This is a genomic window from Halalkalicoccus tibetensis, from assembly GCF_037996645.1.
GTDB classification, from domain to species: domain Archaea; phylum Halobacteriota; class Halobacteria; order Halobacteriales; family Halalkalicoccaceae; genus Halalkalicoccus; species Halalkalicoccus tibetensis.
Genome location: NZ_JBBMXV010000001.1, coordinates 908,746 through 926,118, shown reverse-complemented (window position 1 = coordinate 926,118; position 17,373 = coordinate 908,746). Strand labels below are relative to the sequence as shown.

The window sequence follows — 17,373 nt, the reverse complement described above, 5'->3', positions numbered from 1 at the left end:
GATGACGCGCGCGACGTTGTTGTCCTGTTCGGTGCGCTGCTGTGCACAGCCCCACATCAGGTCGTCGATCTCGTCGCCGCTCAAGCCGGTCTCGGCGAGGATCTCGTCGATCAGCGGGATCGAGAGGTCCTCGCTGCGCACCTCCGCGAGCGCGCCGTCCCGTTTCCCCTGCGGGGTGCGAAGCGCCTGGACGATCACCGGCGTCGTATCGGATGACATGACCACCCGTACCCCCTCCAGTGTATTAAACAATGGTGTAGAAATGGCGACCTCGATGGACTTTGCTTCCTTTATTCGACGCCTATCCTGATTCTGCTCACTCGCTCCGGCGCGTCGGCTGTGTCGTCCGCGGAAGACGTGCGCGCGAGGCGAACGGTTCCGATGACGGTGGGCGTGGCTTCCTCCCCTTGGGCGCTCATCGGGTACGATCACAAGCCATTCGAGCACTGGCGACCGTGAGGACGGTATGCAACGGCTGGCCGAGCTCCTGATCCCGTTCTCCCTGCCGGTGCAGGTGCTGATCGTCCTCCTCGGGTCGGTGGCGACGGCGAAGGTGATCGAGCTCACCGGACGGTGGATCGCGCAGTCGGTCGAAACGACGCCGGGGTCGATCCGCCGCATCGTCCTGCGGGAGATCTACGCCCCGCTGTACGTCTCGGTGTTCCTCTTCGGGCTGCTCCTCAGCTTCCAGATCATCGGGGCACCGGTCCTCTCGATCCTCGAATCGGTCGTGCTGTCGGCGATCATCGTGCTGTGGACGCGCGCCGGGATCCACGCCGGCAGCGAGTCCCTCGAGGCGGCCAAACAGCGCGACGACCAGTACGAGTTCGCGCCGGTCTTCAAGAACCTCTGGTCGGCCGCGGTGGTCGTCGTCGCCGTCTTCTCGTTGCTGTTGGTCTGGAACGTCGACATCACCCCGCTGCTCGCCTCGGCGGGCGTCCTCGGGGTCGTCATCGGGTTCGCCGCACAGGACGCGATCGCGAACTTCGTCGGCGGGGTCGCCCTCTACTTCGACGACACCTACAAGATCGGCGATTTCATCGTCCTCGAGTCCGGGGAGAAGGGCTCGGTCAGCGACATCGGCATCCGAAGCACGACGCTGCTGACGCCCGACCGCGTGATGATCACGATCCCCAACGCCGTCCTGAACTCCGCGCAGGTGAGAAACGAGTCGGCCCCCAAACGCCACAAGCGGGTCCGGATCCCGATCGAGGTGGAGTACGGGACCGACACCGAGGCCGTCGAGGGGATCCTGCAGTCGATCGCCGCCGAGTCGAAGGGCGTGCTGTCGGCACCTCCGCCGACCGTCCTCTTCCAGGGGTTCGGCGACTCCGCCCTGCAGTACGAGCTCCACATCTTCGTCTCACACCCCCTCCGCGAGCCGCGCGTGATCGACCGGATAAACCGCGAGGTCTACCGGCGGTTCGCGGAGGCGGGGATCGGGATCCCGTTCCCCCAGCGCGAGATCACGCTTCGCGACGGGGACGAGTCCCTCGGTACCGTACGGGACGGCTCCACTCCCGACTCCGAACCGGAGTGATCGATTCCGGGCGGGGAAGAGTGTCTACTTCTCGATGACGTGGCGATCGGGCAGTTCGGGCACGGGCTCGCGGCCGACGGTGAAGAACCGCTCGGTGCGGGTGAGCTCCTCGGGGGCGGGACTGGGTTTCGAGACCCGCTCGTAGTCGATCGCGACGCCCTCGGGTTCGGCTGCGATGCGGACCGCCGCCAGCTGGTAGGAGGGATGGAAGACCGGCGGGAGGATCCCGATGATCCCGTCACGGCGGTGGAGGCGCTTGAGCCACGTCCCGCTGTTGACCACCTTCCCGCCGTCGACCGTGCTGACCGACGGTCGGTGGGTGTGGCCGTAGCAGAAGACCGTCGTCTCCCCGTCGGCGAAGACCTCGCGGGCGGCCTCCTCGTAGGGCGCCTCGGGATCGACCGTGAGATCGGTCTCGAAGACCCCGAAGCGGTCGACGGTCTTCCTGATGTCCCGCCGGATGAAGTACAACGGGATCCCGATCAGCACCAGCAGACCGGCGACCGCTACGTTGAGCGTGAGCAGGAACCACGCCGCCGTCCCGGCCGTGCCGAACTGGGAGAGGAACGCGGCCGTCCGGTCGACCGGCGTCGACCAGAGCCCGACGAGGTCGAGACCCGCGAGCACCGCGAGGATGGCGCTGATGTTGAACAGCAACAGGAACGGCACCAGCGAGTAGCGCAGCAGGGGGTTCATCTCCCGGTAGAAGTACTTCGAGAGGAGCCAGACGGGCATCCGCTCGGTCGGCGTCACCGCCTGAACGTCCTTCAGCCAGTTGTAACGCCCGCGATCGGAGAGCTGGCCCGCCCGGCTGGTCACGAGGGTGTTGTAGTAGTAGCCGAGCGGCGTCGCATGGGGGTTCCCCCAGTCGTCGATCCGGTTGTTGGGGTCCTGCTGGTGGCCGTGTTCGAAGTGGATCGCCTGTTCGCCGACCGAGCGGCTGATCGACTGCTCGGGGACGAGGTCGACGTTGTACTCGTCGAACCGATCGACGTACTCGTCGTGGGCCGCGAGCTCGTGGTCGTGGTTGCCCGGCAGCAGCGTGATCGGGACGTTCTCGCCGGTCGCCCGGAACTGCTCGAACAGCTCCGGATACGTCTCCTCGAGCAGGTCGAACTTCTCGACGCCGTCGACCGTGGTGAACTCCCAGAGCCCGAAGGCGTCGCCGTTGATCACCAGCTCGGCGTTCTCGTCGGTCGTCTCCAGGCGCTCGAGGAAGTCGAGCAGTTCCCCGAGGAACTCCACCTCCTCGAGCTGCTCGTCGCCGCCAATGTGTAGGTCACTGACCACGTAGTAGACCTCGGCATCGGGTTCCGTCGCCATTACCCCGAGAGGTTTTCCCCTCGTCTCAAAAGTGGTTGGGTTCCGGGCGAGCGCGGCAGGCTCGACGGGCACTGCAAGTTCGGGCGACCGGGTCGTTGACGGGAGCGGTCGGCCGCGAGGAAGGAGACGACATCGAGCCGACATAAATACCCTGTATAACTAACCCGCAGAATTAATCACTCGTATCGTTTATCAACGACCACCCGGAGGGGGCGGGCAATGCTCCTGCTTCCGCGCGCGGCGCTGCGGACCGTTCCGTTCCCCGACGGGTGCCTCTGACACGGCCGTTCTTTTCGATCCCGACCCGACAGCGAGGGCTCCGGCGTGGGCGGGGAGGGGCCTACGATCCGTTTCAGATCCGCTGTCGTCGACAGGGGGATCGGTGAATGGGTGGTGAGTTCTCGGGGCAAGTACTGACGAAACGAAACGGTATATCCGTGTTAGTCGCCTGCATCCCCCAATGGATCAGCCTCGGATCGCCCTGCTGAACGCTGCCCACGAGGCCGCCGAGACGCAACGGAACTTCCGGCGGGAGCTCGACGCCGATCTGGAGGCGTTTCACTGCCCGTCGGGAGAGCTTCCCGACGACTTCCGGTACGACGGGTTCGTCGTCACCGGCTCGCGCGCGTCGGTCTACTGGGACCGGGAGTGGATCGGCCGGCTGAAGACCTGGGTCGGCGACGCCGTCCAGGCCGGCGTCCCCGCGCTCGGGGTCTGTTACGGCCACCAGCTGCTGGCGGACGTCATGGGCGGTCGCGTCAAGGCGATGGGCGAGTACGAGCTCGGTTACCGGACGGTCGAACAGGACGAGGAGAACCGCCTCCTCGAGGGCCTCGGGGGGAGGATGACGGTGTTCACGAGCCACTCCGACCACGTCGTGGAGGAGCCCCCGGGCGCGACCGTCTTCGCGAGGAACGAGTACGGCATCCACGGGTTTCGGAAGGACCGGACGTTCGCCGTCCAGTTCCACCCCGAGTACGACATGGCCACCGCCGAGTCGATCGCGAGGGGAAAGGAGGGCGAGCTTCCGGCCGAGCGTATCGAGGAGGTCCTCGCAGGGATCCACGCGGAGAACTACGAGGCCGCAAGCGGGGTCAAGCAGGTGTTCGACAACTTCCTCGCGTTCGTCGAGGAGGTCCGGACGGAACGGCCCGAGGAGGCGAAGCTGCCGGACGGCGGACGGTGATCGGGACTCGAACTCCTCTCACGCGATTCTCCGTCGCTACCGATCGGCGGCGGAGTCAGTCGCCGTTCGCCCCACAGCGAAGCACCGATCGAACGAGCACGTCGACTCCGACCCCGAGCGCCGCTTCGTCGATGTCGAACCGGGCGGTGTGGTGGCCCGCGACGTTGCTCGCGCCGATCCCGATGTAGGTGCCGTAGCCGCCGACGGTCTGGACGCGATCGATGAGAAACGAAGCGTCCTCGCTCGCGCCGATCGGCTCCCGGCGGACGACCTCGTCGACGCCGTCGGCGCCCGAGGCCGCCCCCGCCACCACGTCGACGGCGGCGCGGTCGCTGACGAACGTCGACGTCTTCCCGTAGAGCTCCGTTTCGAGCTCGACTGCGTGCATCCCGGCCGCGTGGGTCAGGACCCGTCGGGCCCGCTCGAGCATCGACTCGTTGAGGGCGGCGGTCTCGCCGCGGACCTCGACGCGCAGCTCCGCCCGCTCGGAGACGACGTTCTGTGCGTTCGGCGAGGCGACGTTCCCGACGTTGATCCGCGTCGCGCCGTCGGCGTGCCGCGGGATCGCGTAGAGGTTCTGGATCGCCGTCGCGGCGGCCTGCAGCGCGTTCCTCCCGCTTTCGGGGGCCTTGCCGGCGTGGGCGGACTCGCCCCGGAAGACCGCGTCCAGCTTCGCGTTCGACAGGGGCCGGTCGTAGCCGGCGATGACGGTCCCGGTCTCGTTGCCGAGCCCGAGGTGGAGCGCGAAGAAGTACTCGACGTCGTCGAGATGGGGGCCGAGGCTCATCGGGAGCCCACCCCGGCCCCCTTCCTCCGCCGGCTGGAAGAACAGCTTCAGCGTTCCGGCGAAGTCGGACCGGTCCGCCATCGCCCGCGCGATCCCGACCCCGATGGCCGTATGTCCGTCGTGTCCGCAGGCGTGCATCGTACCGGGATGGCGGCTCGCGAACCCCTCCCGGGCGGGTCGGTGTGACTCCTCGCTCGCCTCCGGGCGCTCGAGCGCGTCGAGGTCGACGCGGATCCCGACGGTCGGCCCGGTGCCGTCCCCGTAGGTCCTCTCGGCGACCAGGCCCGTCACGCCGTCCATCCGATCGAGGTAGCGCTCGGGTGCGCCCGCGTCCCGTGCCCGCCGCACCGCGCCGGCGATCTCGTCGTCGGAGGGGACCCCGAGGCGTTCGTCGACGGCGAGGGCGTCGGCCCCGAGATGGAGCCGATAGCCCAGCCTGTCGAGCTCCTCGGCCACCAGCGCCGTCGTTCGGAACTCCGTCCACCCGCTCTCGGGATGGGCGTGGAGGTCGCGCCGGACGTCGACGACGTCGGAACCCCTGAGCGAAGCCATGCAGGGAGTATCCGAGGCGAGCACATAGGCGGTCGGGTTCGTGGCGCCCGCCCGGCGCTGTCCCCGTCGTCGCTCGTGAAACAACAAGACTGAACAGCTCGTCGGGAAACGAGCAGGTAGGTGACTGGTCTGTCCCTGCGCTACCTCTCGGCCTCGAGACGGGCGATCGCGGACCTCCGGAGCGACGGGCGCGGGCGGATGCTGCTCGCCGTTGCCTTCGGCTGGTTCCTCTCGATCAGCGTCCGGATGATCTACCCGGCGCTGTTGCCCCACCTCCGCGACGCGTACGGGCTCACGCTCACGACGGCCGGACTCCTGTTGACGGTCCTCTGGATCGCCTACGCGGGCGGGCAGCTCCCCGGCGGGATCCTCGCCGACTGGGCGGGCGAGCGCCTGCTGTTGATCGCCAGCTCCCTGCTCGCGGCGACGATGCTCACGCTCGTCGTCGTCGCGAACTCGGCGGTCGTCCTGTTCGTAGCGACGGCCCTGTTCGGTCTGGGGACGGCGCTGTACGGCGTCTCTCGGTTCACGATCCTCGACGAGATCTACCCCGACCAGCTCGGCACGGCGACGGGGGTGACGATGGCCGCCGGCGACCTCGGGAACGCGGTGATGCCACCCCTGGCCGGGTTCGTCGCGGTCACGGTCGCCTGGCAGTACGGCTTCGGGTTCGCCGTGCCGCTGTTCGTGCTCGCCGCGGTCGGCCTCTGGGCGACGCTTCCGAGCCGGGAGCGGACCGGAACGCCGCTGAGCGAGCATCTCGTCCTCGACGACGTCGTTCCGACGCTGTCCCGCCCGATCGTCCTGCGACAGACAGTGCTGCTCGTGCTGTGGGGCGTGATCATGCAGGCGTTCATCGGCTTCTATCCGACGTACCTGATCGACGAGAAGGGCCTCGCCGTGCAGGTCGCGACCGTGCTGTTCGGCCTCTTCTTCGCGCTCGGGATCCTGATCAAGCCGGTCGCGGGCCGGGCATACGACAGCATCGGCGTCCGGGCGCCGCTGTTGGCGATCATGGGGACGACCAGTCTGGCCCTCGGCGCGCTCCCGTTCGGCGGGGAGGTCTGGGTGTTCGTCGTTCTGACCGTGCTCGCAAGCAGCATGCTGGGGTTCGAGACGATCGTGATCTCCGATCTCACCCGGCGGCTCCCGGACGGAACGCAGGGGACGAACCTGGGCGCCCTCCGGACGGTCTACATCGCCCTCGGGGCCCTGAGCCCGGTCGTCTTCGGGGCGATCGCCGACCGGGGCTACTTCGACGAGGCGTTCCTCGCCATCGCAGTGCTCGCCGGCGTCGTCGTCCTCGTCGTGTTCGCCTCGATCGAGTACTGAACCACTTCCGTACCGACCCCATCCGGTCCCCGTGGGATCGGAACGGGCGTGCTATGCAATAGCAAGACGTTATTCTCCGCCGATGAGAATCGTGTTGCCCTATTATCACCACTTCCAACCTATTCCCAGTTGTAAGAGGAAGACCGACGATGTCCACACAGACTCCACGACACGACGCGAACAGATTCAAGAGCACGATCGGCGGCATAACGCTTCAGGGGACGCCCCACGCACTGAGCGCGTGGTTCGTCGTTCTGCTACGGCTGGTGATGGGTGGGGCGTTCCTCGGCGCTGGCCTCGGAAAGGTCACCGGCGAGCCGTTCAACGCCGGCGGCTACCTGATGGGTGCTGAGGGACCGCTTGCGGGCGTCTTCCAGGCGATGGCCGCCAGCCCCGCGTTCCTCGAGTTCGCGAACATCGTCGTCCCGGTCACCCAGGTACTGATCGGCGTCGCGCTGTTGGCGGGCGCGTTCGTCCGGCTTGCGGCGCTGGGCGGAGCGATGCAGATGTCGATGTTCTACCTGGCGAGCTGGGACGTCGCGGGCCCGCTCGGGTTCGTGAACTCGGATCTGGTCTACCTGATCGTCTTCCTGGCGATCGCGGCCTTCGGCGCCGGGCGGATCCTCGGGCTCGACCGCTACATCGAGGAGCTCGACGTCGGTGGGGAAGCGCTGACCGAGCGCTACCCCAAGCTCACCTATCTGCTGGGCTGAGATCCGTTCCGGATCTTCGACCGTTTTCCGTTTAAGTAGTTCCCGCGACAAGGGATGAAGTAAGCGGGATTCTTCGGCCGATTCCTATACCTCGACGACCCGTTCTGACGGTCACTACAGCGAGGAGGACGCACAACAGCCACAGCCTCCCTCGGGGCGGGAGTCGGTACAGGAATCTCGCGGCGCGTCAGGTCCGCCATCGACGACCGTTACAGCCCCCGAGAGCACAGCTGAACGCGAGGACGGCCGGTCGGGGATAGCCGGCCCCGTTGTGCAGGGAACCGGATGAGGTGGAACCACTACGGCGGGCGAATGCCGAGCGGTTCGAGCGCTCCCGGTCGAGAAATCGGGGAGCTGGATCGCCTACGCCCGGATCAGGCGTCGGGCCACCGCTCGATGTAGACGGCCTCGTCGGTGTAGAAGTGGATCATGTCCTCGCCCTGCGCGTGCAGGTCGCCGAAGAACGAGTCCTTCCACCCGCCGAAGTGGAAGAACGCCATCGGCGCTGCCGTCCCGGTGTTGACGCCCAGATTACCGGCCTCGACCTCGTGGCGGAACTGCTTCGCCTCGGCGCCGCGCTCCGTGAACAGCGAGGCGGCGTTCCCGAACTGGGACTGGTTGACGGTCTCGATCGCCTCCTCGAAATCGGCGACGCGAATCAGACTCAGGACCGGGCCGAAGATCTCCTCCTTCCCGATCGTCATCTCGGGATCGACGTCGCCGAAGAGCGTCGGCGCGAGGAAGTAGCCGTCGTCCGGGACGTCGACGTCGCGCCCGTCGTACAGAAGCTCCGCTCCCTCTTCCTCCCCCGTCTCGATGTACTCCAAGACGTTCTCCCGATGTTCTTCGCTGATGAGTGGACCCATATCGGCATCGTCGTCGAGGCCCCCTGCGACGGTGTAGTCCTCGAGCGCCTCGGCGAGCCGGTCGGCGAACTCGTCGTAGACGTCGTCGTGGACGACGGCCGAGGGGTTCGCGAGACATCGCTGACCCGAGTTCGCATAGGCCGAGCTGATCGTCTGGTCGACGGCGAACTCGATGTCGCTCGATTCGGAGACGATGATGTGGTTCTTCGCCCCACCTTGGGCCTGCACCCGCTTCCCGTTGGCCGCGGCCGTCTCGTAGACGTGCTTGGCGACGGGGGTCGACCCGACGAACGACGCCCCCTCGACGTCGTCGTGTTCGAGGAGCGTGTTGACGGTGTCCTTACCGCCGTTTACCAGCTGGACGACCCCGCCCGGGAAGCCCGCCTCCTCGATGAGCTCGAAGATGTACTGGGCGGTCAGCGGGGTTGTCTCGCTGGGCTTGAGGATGAACGAGTTCCCGGTGGCGACGGCGTAGGGGAGGAACCACAGCGGGATCATCGCGGGGAAGTTGAACGGGGTGATCGCCGTGAACACGCCAAGGGGCTTCCTGACGGCGGTCTCGTCGATGTCGGGCGCGGCGTTCGGGAGGTGTCCGGCCTGCATCATCGTCGGGATCCCACAGGCGACCTCGACGTTCTCGATCCCCCGCCGGATCTCGCCCATCGCCTCCTTCTTCGTCTTCCCGTGTTCCTTCACGAGGACCTCCGCCATCTCCTCCTGGTGCTCCTCGAGGAGGGTTTTCAACCGGAAGAGCGGCTGGATCCGCTCTTCGACCGGCCGCTGTCTCCAGTCCTCGAACGCTTCGGCCGCGACATCGACCGCCCGGTTGACGTCGTCCTCCGAGCTGAACGTCGTCCGGGCGATCGTCTCGCCGACCGCCGAATCGACGATCGCCTCGCTCCCCGAACCGCTGGCCTCCGTCCAGTCCCCTCCGATGTAGTTGTTGACGTTATCGAGTTCAGTATCGACGTTGGTTTGTGCCATAGAGTTCTATTGATCCTCCAGTTACTAAGAAGTTGTAGTTAATATCGAGATATATTCATTGTATTTTATATGGCATCTTCCATGGCCCGGGCGGCGAGTAGATGAAAAATATCGCATATATACGATCGGTTATCGATTGAGGTTCAACACATAACACCGTCATCAAAAAAGACTATAATCGACTGTGGGTAGGGGACTATACGCATGGAGTATCCAACTCCGACCCGCGGAACTAGGGTAGTGGTATCTCCTAGCAAGGTCGTTCTCGGTACCGGGGCCGTAGAGGAGCTCGGCGAGTACGTGGACCAGTACGGGGAGAAACCCCTGATTCTCGCCTCCGAGGAGATCTACGACATACACGGCCAGAAGGTGGAGAACGCCTTGGCGGAAAACGACATAGAGCCGGTCCTCTATAGGGACGTACGGCCGGATCCGACGGTCGAGAACATCGAGGAGGCCTACGACCTCTGGGAGACCGAGGGATGTGACGTCATCGTCACGTTGGGCGGCGGTTCGTCGATCGATACGGGGAAGGGAGTCGGGATCCTGGCGAACAACGAGGGCGACATCCGGGAGTTCGGGACCGACAGGGCGGGCGAGGAGAGCGTCCCCAACCCGATCCCGCCGCTCATCGCGGTGAACACGACGGCGGGAACCGGGAGCGAGGCGACCCGCTCGGTCGTCGTGACCGACGAGTCGACGTCGACCAAGTTCCTCATCCTCTCGCAGAACGTCGTTCCGGAGGTCGCGATCGAGGACCCCGAGCTGACCGTCTCCCTCCCGCGGAGCCACACCTCGTTTACGGGTATCGACGCCCTGACCCACGCCATCGAGGCGTTCGTCTCCATCAAGTCCTACAGCGTCCCCGACGATTTCGCCCGGAACGCCATCCGGCGGATCTCGGACTCGTTCACCAAGGCCTGGGCGAACGGGGAGAACATCGAGGCCCGAACCGAGATGATGATCGGCCAGCTACAGGCCGGCCAGGCGTTCACGAACTCCTCGGTGGCGCTCGTCCACGGGATGGCACGACCCCTCGGCGCGCAGCTACATATCCCCCACGGGCTGGCCAACGCCCTCCTGCTCCCGTACGTCATGGAGTTCTCGGTGATCGGCGCGCCGGAGAAGTACGCGGAGATCGGGCGCCTGATGGGGAACGTCGACGAGGACACCCCGGATCGGGGGGCGGCCGAACGGGCGAGCGACGCCGTTCTCGCGCTCTGTGAGGACGCCGACCTGACCGGCTATCTCGAGGACCACGGCGACGTTCCGCCCCGCGACGAGTACCTGGAGATCGTCGACGAGATGGCCGAGGACGCCATCAACTCCGGCTCGCCCGCGAACAACCCCCGCAAGCCGACCGAGGAGGAGATCAGGGAGCTATATATCGAGCTGTACGACGACGCGCTCGCGCCGGACAGCCCTCGCCGGTCCTAGCCGACTCCCTGTAGTCGATAGTACGGCCACGAGTTCGGAACCGGTTCCGACCGGCATCCGGTTCAGAACACGTTCGGGAAGAGGACGTACGCGAAGAGGAGCGACAGGACCCCCGCACAGACCGTGTAGTAGAGCACCGGCACCAGGTTGAACCTGATCACGTGACCCTCCTGGCCCACGAGGCCGACGGTCGCCAACGCGGCGACGACGTTGTGGATCGCGACGATGTTTCCGATGGCGCCGCCGACGGTCTGTGCCGCGACGATGATCTGCGTCGGTAGCCCGAGCTCCTGTGCGGCGGTGAAGTGGAAGCTGCCGAAGGTGATGTTCGAGACCGTGTTGGAGCCCGCCATGCCGGCGCCGAGCGCGCCGATCAGCGCGACGATCGCCGGATAGACGGGCCCCGCTACGTCCGCGGTCGTGGTCGCGAGGACGTCCATCATGCTGCCGACCTCGGGTGCGTTCGGCGCGCCGCCGGAGCTGATCATGATCTCGACCATCGCGATGACGAACACGAGCGCGATCACCGGGGCGGTTATCTTCCGCGCGGCCTCGGCCCAGGCCGAGGTGACCTGGGTAGCGTCCATGTCGTAGAGCGGGACCGCGATCAGGGCGCTGACCAGCAACCAGAACCCGGGGGCGTTGACCCACTCGATCTCGGCTTCCAGGGCCTCGTATCCGAAGATCGCGGTCCAGTCGATGACGAAGGCGGGCGTCTCGACCAGGAGGTCCGCGACGGGGTCGATGATCCGCGTGAGGACGAGCAGGATCACGAGGAGGACGTACGGTGCCCACGCACGCAGCAGGGACATCGAGGTGGCGGTGCTCGCTTCGCTTTCCCCGTTCGTGTCGGCCCCGGGTTCGATGCTCCCGACCCAGTGGTCGGGCCACTCCTCGCGGGGCGGGAACCCCCAGTCGTCGTCCGGTCGGAGGTATCCCGCGCGGAGGACCGCCACGGTCACCGCACCCCCGATCATCGAGCCGATTATCGCCGGGAACTCGTAGGTGAGAAACCAGGCCGAGAGCCAGTAGGGGATCACGAAGGTGATCCCCGCGAACAGACACAGCGGTGCGACCTCGAGTATCGGCCCGAGCGATCGGTCCTCCTCCGGAGTGAAGAAGTAAACGACCATTCCGACGGCCAACAGGGGCATGACGAACCCGATGATGGCGTGATAAGTGGCCGCCCACGCCGAGACCTCGATCGCGTACTCGGTCAGGCTCATCCCTCCCTCCTCCATGATCGTTTCCTGATGGATCTCCAGGGGGGACTGAACGCCGATGTTGATCGGCGTTCCGACGGCGCCGTAGGTGACGGCGATCGTGTGACCGATCAACGCCGCCACGACGGCGGCGAGAGCCGGGAACCCGAGCGCGAGCATCAGCGGTGCCGCGACCGCCGCCGCCGATCCGAACCCCGCTGCGCCCTCGATGAACGTGGTCAGGAAGAAGCCGAGCAGGACGATCTGCACCCGCCGATCGTCGGACACCGTGACGAACCCCTCGTTGATCCTGTCGAACGCGCCGGCCTCCATCAACGTGTACAGCAGGACCAGCGCCCCGAAGATGATCCACAGGATCTCGAAGGCGGTCATCGCGCCCACGATGGACGCACCGGCGAGGTATTCGACCGGGTTGCCCCAGACGAAGTAGCCGATCACGACGGCGCTCCCCCACGCGATCGGCGTCGCCCGCGTCGCCGGCCAGAGGAACACCACCAGAAGGGCTCCGACGATCAGCAGGGGCAGGAGGGCGAAGGCGACCTCAGCTATCGTGGGGATACCCACCACCCCCAGTAGTCCCCCCCGTTCGCGTTCCGGTCATCGAGAACCCACTCCCGACAGTTGTTACCATAGTTCCTCCCATTGCAACGTAGTGGTTAAATATTAGGGAATGATCGCGATCGTATGTGTACAATGTTCTTAATTAACCATTATTATAGAAACGAGTCCGATTCGAGGCCGAAACGCCGGTGGGGATCCGGTCCGCGGACCAGCGCGACGGGATCGGGCGTCCCTGCCGACGCGAACCGCCGCCCACCAACAGACATTCAACCCCGTCCGCCGCTATGACTACCATGCAGAGCGAGGATCGGGACGCGGTCGATCTGGACGAAACCGATTTGGCGATTCTCGAACGCGTCGAACGGGATAGCGACGTCAACTTGGAGGAGCTGTCGGACACGCTCGATCTCTCGAGATCCGCGATCCACTACCGGCTGAAGAAGCTCAAGAACTCCGGCGTCATCACGTCGACGTCGGCGGACGTGGACCCGCTCGCGCTCGGCCTCTCCTTGCTGATCATCACGGAGGTGTCCGTCGCCCACGAGTCCGGCTACGCCGAGGACATCGGCGAAGCGCTCGCCGGGATCGACGGCGTCTACCAGGTGTACTACACGCTGGGTGATACGGACTTCATCGTCCATTCACGCGTTCAGAACCGGGCCCAGATGAACGAACTGATCGACAAGATCGTCGGGATCGACGGGGTCAACGAGACCTCCTCGACGTTCGTGATGCAGGAGATCAAGACGGGGGACCGAACGGTCGCGAACATGTCCGAGACGATGATCGACGACGTTCTGGACGACTCCTGAGGTGCCTCCGGAGCGGGCTGCCGGCACGGTGGTCGACGAACCGGCGCCGGGTCGAAACGACGGAAGGAGCTACCGGTCGCCGACCCGGCCCGTCTCCCGGCGGTCCTGATAGGAACCGTCGGCGTACTGCTCGTCGAGATAGACCGTCCCGAACAGGGCGAGCGAGGCGAGCGCCAGAAACGCCAGCCCCACGTAAAACCCCCAGGGGGCGAGGTCGACGATCTCGAGCCCCGCGAGAACCCGCTTGACGGTCATCACGAGGAGACCGAGGAACGTACAGAGGGTGCTGGTCTCGGCCAAACGCTCCCGGAGGAGTCGGTTCTGCATCGGATGAACCTCACTCCGCGCGCCCGCTTAACTGTATAACCGTATTCGAAACAACGTTCCGGGCTGAACGAAACGGGGCCGACCCTCCGCTGGCCTTTTCCTCCGTACCGGGAACCGGGCGTAGACGGTGGTGTGCCCGATCAGTAACGCTGTGCCGTCGCCGACCCGACCTCGATCTCGATCAGCACCCCGCTCGAGATGTCGCCCGCCTCGTCCTCGCCGCGGTAGTTCGCGTTGGTCCGCCGCGAGACCCCCGGGCCCATTCTCCGTAGCAGGGCCTCGAGCACAATAGTTACTGTGAGATACTATCACGCACTGAGATTGACTGAAGTACGAGAAGAACGTATGGGGCCACAGGAAGGGAGGAATGGAGGGGAGCAGCTCGGGGGGTGAGTACGACCGCCCCCGCGTGAGCCGGCGGCGGTTCGTCAAGGCGTTGGGCGCCGGCGGGATCGGCGCCGCGAGCGCCAGCCATCTCGCTACCGAGGGGTTTGAGGGCTCGAAGGGGGAGGCCGTCCGAATCGTCTACGCCCACGCCCGTGAGGACCCCGAGGACCCGACCTCGCTCACCCCGCGGACCAGGACCGTTAGCGCCGACTGGTACGACGACCTGCAGGCGGCGCTGGCGAGCTACGAGGCGTTCGACTGGTCGTCGATCGAGGGCGTGCGCAACGCCTCGGTGGTCCCGGGCGAGGACGGCGGCCGCTCGTCGATCTCGGTCGGCGCCCTCCACGAGGGGGCCGTCGAGCGGATCGGCGACCTCCTCGACGGCACGCCCGTCGAGGGCTCGATCCTCGAGTCGTCCACGGGCGACGAGTTCGAGACGCTCGAACCCGCACGGCGGTTCGACCCCGACGGCGGCGTCGCGGTCCCCGGCGGGGTCGCCTGCGGGGAGGCGGAGGGGCTCGCGACGCTCGCGCCCGCGATCTACGACCCCGGGAGCGGCGAGCGGTACTTCGCGACGGCGGAACACCTCTACGAGGACGCCGACATCGACGAGCTCACGCTCGTCACCAGCGAGGGGCGGATCGAGATCGGGTCGGTCGTCAGGCGGTATCACAGCGAGGACCTGGCGCTGATCGCCCCGACGCGCGAGTTCACGCCCGACCACGCGCTCGACGGCGACACGACGCGACGGGTCGCCGGCCAGTTCACCCGGCTCGGGCTCGCCGACCTCAAGGCCCGCGGCGTCGACATCCACAAGGTCGGCGCGATGAGCGGCCACACGACCGGGCGGATCCAGGCGATCGACGGGATCTCGTGTGTCTACGGCGATCCCTGCAAGCGCGGCCAGCTCAAGTGGGGCAGCGAGACCGAGTTCACCGACGGCGACAGCGGCTCGGTCTCCTACGCGCCCGACCCCGAGCACCCCGACGAGCAGGTGCTGGTCTGTGGACTGAACAACGCACGGACCTGGTGGCCCGGCGAGGACTACATCTGGGGCACCGGCGCGTACGCGCTTCAGGAGGAGTACGGCTACACGTTCTGAGCTCAGTCGTCGGACTGGGCCTTCTCGAAGGGCCGGGGCGGCAGACGCAGCTCGTCGAGGCCGGGCAGGTGTTTGACGTTGAAGACGACCTTCATCTCCTCGGTTATCGGTACCCCGTTACAGGAGAGACGGTGGCCCCGGTCGGTCATCTCGGGAGGGAGGATGTGGTTGGTCGGCATCGAGAGCTCGCCCTCACAGACCGTCACCGCACAGTTCGCACACGCCCCGCCCCGGCAGGCGTAGGGCCAGGCGAACCCGCGGTTCTCGGCGGCCTCGAGCAGCGACTCGCCGGGCTGGACCAGCAGCCGACCGTGATCCTCCGTATCCAGCCCGGCGTCGGCGGCCTTCTCGAAGAGATCCTCGTCGTCGAGCTCCCAGCCGTGGTCCACGAGGACGTCGTAGTTGAGGTACTCGACGCGGGTCTCCAGACGTTCGTCGTCGGTGTCGGCCGTGCTCCCCTCGCCCCCGGGATCGAGCTCCAGGTCGGCGTCGTACTCCCCGGCCTCGATCGCCTCGTAGGCCGCGGTGACGAGCTTGAACTCCTCCGCGGACCCCCCCAGATCCGGGTGGGTTTCCTTCGCCCGCCGGCGATACGCCCGCTCTACCTCCTCGTCGTCAGCGCTGGGATCGATCCCGAGGACGTCGAACGGGGAGTCCATATCGCCCCTAGCCGACTCAGGCTAATGAGTTGCCCCCTTCCTACTCCTCGGTCGGGCTGTAGTTGGGTGCCTCGTCGGTGATGACGACGTCGTGTGCGTGGCCCTCGGCCTGGCCCGCCGAGGAGACGCGCACGAACTCCGCGCGCTCCTTGAACCCGGGGACGGTGTCGGCGCCGACGTAGCCCATCCCGCTTTTCATCCCCCCCGTCAGTTGGTGGAGCTCGCTCTCGAGGCTGCCCTTGAAGGGCGTGGCCGCCTCCACGCCCTCGGGGACGTACTCGTCCTCGTCGTCGGGTTCGTCCTTCAGGTAGCGGTCGCCGCCGCCCGAGCGCATCGCCCCCACCGAACCCATCCCACGATACTGCTTGTAGCGTTTGCCGTTCATCGTCACGACGCGCCCCGGCGCCTCCTCGGTGCCGGCGAAGTACGACCCGAGCATCACGGCGTCGGCGCCGGCGGCGATCGCCTTGATCGCGTCGCCCGAGTAGCGGATCCCGCCGTCGGCGATCACGGGGACGTCGTGCTCGCTCGCGACGTCGGCGACCTGCGCGACGGCGGTGATCTGGGGCATCCCCGCCCCCGAGACGACGCGGGTGGTACAGATCGAGCCGGGGCCGATCCCGACCTTGATCCCGTCGGCGAAGTCGACGACGGCCTCGGCGGCCTCGCGGGTGCCGACGTTGCCGACGACGACGTCCGCGCCGACGTTCTCGGTGATGACGCGGGCGCTGTCGATGACGTTCATGTTGTGGGCGTGCGCACAGTCGATGAACAGCACGTCCGCGCCGGCCTCGTCGGCGGCGACCGCCCGCTCCTCCTCGAAGGGGCCGACCGCGACGCCGACCCGCAGCCGGTCGTCGTCGTCGTGGACCGCGTCGTCGTACTCCCGGCGCTGGAGGATCCCCTGCATGGTGACCAGCCCCTGCAGGCGGTTGTCGTCGTCGACGATCGGGACGCGCTCGATCTTGTGGTCGTACATCAGCTCGAGCGCCTCGCGCGCGGAGACGTCCTCGGGAGCGGTGATCACCTCGTCGGTCATCGCCTCGCGAACGGCGTCGCGCTCGCCGACCTCGAGGTAGGGACGGATGTCGGTGCCCGAGATGATCCCGAGGACCTCGTCGTTCGCGTCGATGACGGGCGCGCCGCTTACCCCCTCGCGCTCCATCATGTGGTCGACCTCCTGGATCGTCTGCTCGGGATCAGCAGTGACGACGTCGCGGATGATCAGCTCGTCGGCGCGCTTGACGCGCTCGACCTCCTCGATCATCCGATCGTCGTCCATGTTCCGGTGGAGCACGCCCAGCCCGCCCTGGCGGGCCATCTCGATCGCGAGCTCGCTCTCGGTGACGGTGTCCATCGCCGCCGAGAGGACGGGGACGTTGAGCTCCACGTTCGTCGAGACGCGCGTCGAGAGATCGGCGTCGTCGGGTTCGACTCGGCTCTCCTTCGGCCGAAGCAGTACGTCGTCGAACGTCAGCGCTTCGGGGATGTCGAGCTTGTCGAGGAAAGCGTTACTCGCCATATAAATCGTCTGCCACCCCGATCCAAAAGGGTTGCGAGACGCCACCCGTGTGGGGTCGTC

At 66.6% G+C, this 17,373-nt stretch carries 16 protein-coding genes; 7 read left to right on the top strand and 9 right to left on the bottom strand.

Annotated elements, in window-relative coordinates; translation table 11 throughout:
• On the bottom strand, window positions 1-219 hold a 219-nt coding region (locus WOA58_RS05245; RefSeq protein WP_461782285.1), incomplete at its 3' end, for a thiolase family protein.
• Between the two features lie 247 nt (window positions 220-466).
• Here WOA58_RS05245 and WOA58_RS05240 point away from each other — a divergent pair.
• Window positions 467-1,540 carry a mechanosensitive ion channel family protein gene (locus WOA58_RS05240; RefSeq protein ID WP_340603109.1) on the top strand — a complete coding sequence of 358 codons (1,074 nt, stop codon included), beginning with the start codon at window positions 467-469 and terminating at the stop codon, window positions 1,538-1,540.
• Between the two features lie 24 nt (window positions 1,541-1,564).
• Here WOA58_RS05240 and WOA58_RS05235 read toward each other — a convergent pair whose 3' ends face one another.
• Complete coding sequence (locus WOA58_RS05235; RefSeq protein WP_340603108.1) at window positions 1,565-2,863, bottom strand: metallophosphoesterase; 1,299 nt, start codon at window positions 2,861-2,863, stop codon at window positions 1,565-1,567.
• A gap of 460 nt (window positions 2,864-3,323) precedes the next feature.
• Here WOA58_RS05235 and WOA58_RS05230 point away from each other — a divergent pair, with 460 nt between their 5' ends.
• Entirely contained in the window at window positions 3,324-4,049 is a 726-nt protein-coding gene (locus WOA58_RS05230) for a type 1 glutamine amidotransferase (RefSeq protein ID WP_340603107.1), read from the top strand.
• A 55-nt stretch (window positions 4,050-4,104) separates the two neighbouring features.
• Here WOA58_RS05230 and WOA58_RS05225 read toward each other — a convergent pair whose 3' ends face one another.
• On the bottom strand, window positions 4,105-5,388 hold the full coding sequence (locus WOA58_RS05225; RefSeq protein ID WP_340603106.1) for an amidohydrolase: 1,284 nt from the start codon (window positions 5,386-5,388) through the stop codon (window positions 4,105-4,107).
• Between the two features lie 198 nt (window positions 5,389-5,586).
• On the opposite strand from WOA58_RS05225, the gene WOA58_RS05220 reads away from it, so the two are divergent.
• Together WOA58_RS05220 and WOA58_RS05215 are read left to right on the top strand one after the other, a co-directional pair.
• Entirely contained in the window at window positions 5,587-6,720 is a 1,134-nt protein-coding gene (locus tag WOA58_RS05220; RefSeq protein ID WP_390220505.1) for an MFS transporter, read from the top strand.
• A 149-nt stretch (window positions 6,721-6,869) separates the two neighbouring features.
• On the top strand, window positions 6,870-7,433 hold the full coding sequence (locus tag WOA58_RS05215) for a DoxX family protein (protein WP_340603104.1): 564 nt from the start codon (window positions 6,870-6,872) through the stop codon (window positions 7,431-7,433).
• Between the two features lie 374 nt (window positions 7,434-7,807).
• Here WOA58_RS05215 and WOA58_RS05210 read toward each other — a convergent pair whose 3' ends face one another.
• Window positions 7,808-9,283: a CoA-acylating methylmalonate-semialdehyde dehydrogenase gene (locus WOA58_RS05210; protein WP_340603103.1), complete on the bottom strand. Its 1,476-nt coding sequence runs from the start codon at window positions 9,281-9,283 to the stop codon at window positions 7,808-7,810.
• A 240-nt stretch (window positions 9,284-9,523) separates the two neighbouring features.
• On the opposite strand from WOA58_RS05210, the gene WOA58_RS05205 reads away from it, so the two are divergent.
• On the top strand, window positions 9,524-10,720 hold the full coding sequence (locus tag WOA58_RS05205) for an iron-containing alcohol dehydrogenase (protein ID WP_340603102.1): 1,197 nt from the start codon (window positions 9,524-9,526) through the stop codon (window positions 10,718-10,720).
• 62 nt (window positions 10,721-10,782) lie between these two features.
• On the opposite strand, the gene WOA58_RS05200 is transcribed toward WOA58_RS05205, so the two are convergent.
• A complete protein-coding gene (locus WOA58_RS05200; RefSeq protein ID WP_390220504.1) occupies window positions 10,783-12,501 on the bottom strand; it encodes an L-lactate permease in 1,719 nt (572 codons plus the stop codon).
• Window positions 12,502-12,797: 296 nt separating this feature from the next.
• Between WOA58_RS05200 and WOA58_RS05195 the strand changes: the two genes are divergently transcribed.
• On the top strand, window positions 12,798-13,316 hold the full coding sequence (locus tag WOA58_RS05195; protein WP_340603100.1) for an Lrp/AsnC family transcriptional regulator: 519 nt from the start codon (window positions 12,798-12,800) through the stop codon (window positions 13,314-13,316).
• 69 nt (window positions 13,317-13,385) lie between these two features.
• Here the strand turns inward: WOA58_RS05195 and WOA58_RS05190 are convergent, their stop codons facing one another.
• Both WOA58_RS05190 and WOA58_RS05185 read right to left on the bottom strand, forming a co-directional pair.
• The gene (locus WOA58_RS05190; RefSeq protein WP_340603099.1) at window positions 13,386-13,643 is read right to left on the bottom strand and encodes a hypothetical protein; all 258 of its coding nucleotides are present in this window, start codon (window positions 13,641-13,643) and stop codon (window positions 13,386-13,388) included.
• Between the two features lie 140 nt (window positions 13,644-13,783).
• The gene (locus WOA58_RS05185) at window positions 13,784-13,906 is read right to left on the bottom strand and encodes a hypothetical protein (protein ID WP_340603098.1); all 123 of its coding nucleotides are present in this window, start codon (window positions 13,904-13,906) and stop codon (window positions 13,784-13,786) included.
• A gap of 104 nt (window positions 13,907-14,010) precedes the next feature.
• Here WOA58_RS05185 and WOA58_RS05180 point away from each other — a divergent pair, with 104 nt between their 5' ends.
• Window positions 14,011-15,132, top strand: a complete 1,122-nt coding sequence (locus tag WOA58_RS05180) for a twin-arginine translocation signal domain-containing protein (protein ID WP_340603097.1) — start codon at window positions 14,011-14,013, stop codon at window positions 15,130-15,132.
• Window positions 15,133-15,134: 2 nt separating this feature from the next.
• Here WOA58_RS05180 and fer read toward each other — a convergent pair whose 3' ends face one another.
• Both fer and guaB read right to left on the bottom strand, forming a co-directional pair.
• The gene (fer, locus tag WOA58_RS05175) at window positions 15,135-15,791 is read right to left on the bottom strand and encodes a ferredoxin Fer (RefSeq protein ID WP_340603096.1); all 657 of its coding nucleotides are present in this window, start codon (window positions 15,789-15,791) and stop codon (window positions 15,135-15,137) included.
• 40 nt (window positions 15,792-15,831) lie between these two features.
• A complete protein-coding gene (gene guaB / locus WOA58_RS05170; RefSeq protein ID WP_340603095.1) occupies window positions 15,832-17,313 on the bottom strand; it encodes an IMP dehydrogenase in 1,482 nt (493 codons plus the stop codon).
• Window positions 17,314-17,373 lie beyond the last annotated feature (60 nt).

Excerpts from the sequence above, each read along its gene's own strand:
- WOA58_RS05230 (WP_340603107.1), top strand. The coding sequence starts at position 3,324 with ATGGATCAGCCTCGGATCGCCCTGCTGAACGCTGCCCACGAGGCCGCC.
- WOA58_RS05190 (WP_340603099.1), bottom strand. The coding sequence starts at position 13,643 with ATGCAGAACCGACTCCTCCGGGAGCGTTTGGCCGAGACCAGCACCCTC.
- WOA58_RS05225 (WP_340603106.1), bottom strand. The coding sequence starts at position 5,388 with ATGGCTTCGCTCAGGGGTTCCGACGTCGTCGACGTCCGGCGCGACCTC.
- WOA58_RS05185 (WP_340603098.1), bottom strand. The coding sequence starts at position 13,906 with ATGGGCCCGGGGGTCTCGCGGCGGACCAACGCGAACTACCGCGGCGAG.
- guaB (WP_340603095.1), bottom strand. The coding sequence starts at position 17,313 with ATGGCGAGTAACGCTTTCCTCGACAAGCTCGACATCCCCGAAGCGCTG.
- WOA58_RS05195 (WP_340603100.1), top strand. The coding sequence starts at position 12,798 with ATGCAGAGCGAGGATCGGGACGCGGTCGATCTGGACGAAACCGATTTG.
- WOA58_RS05210 (WP_340603103.1), bottom strand. The coding sequence starts at position 9,283 with ATGGCACAAACCAACGTCGATACTGAACTCGATAACGTCAACAACTAC.
- WOA58_RS05235 (WP_340603108.1), bottom strand. The coding sequence starts at position 2,863 with ATGGCGACGGAACCCGATGCCGAGGTCTACTACGTGGTCAGTGACCTA.
- fer (WP_340603096.1), bottom strand. The coding sequence starts at position 15,791 with ATGGACTCCCCGTTCGACGTCCTCGGGATCGATCCCAGCGCTGACGAC.
- WOA58_RS05215 (WP_340603104.1), top strand. The coding sequence starts at position 6,870 with ATGTCCACACAGACTCCACGACACGACGCGAACAGATTCAAGAGCACG.
- WOA58_RS05240 (WP_340603109.1), top strand. The coding sequence starts at position 467 with ATGCAACGGCTGGCCGAGCTCCTGATCCCGTTCTCCCTGCCGGTGCAG.
- WOA58_RS05180 (WP_340603097.1), top strand. The coding sequence starts at position 14,011 with ATGGAGGGGAGCAGCTCGGGGGGTGAGTACGACCGCCCCCGCGTGAGC.
- WOA58_RS05220 (WP_390220505.1), top strand. The coding sequence starts at position 5,587 with ATGCTGCTCGCCGTTGCCTTCGGCTGGTTCCTCTCGATCAGCGTCCGG.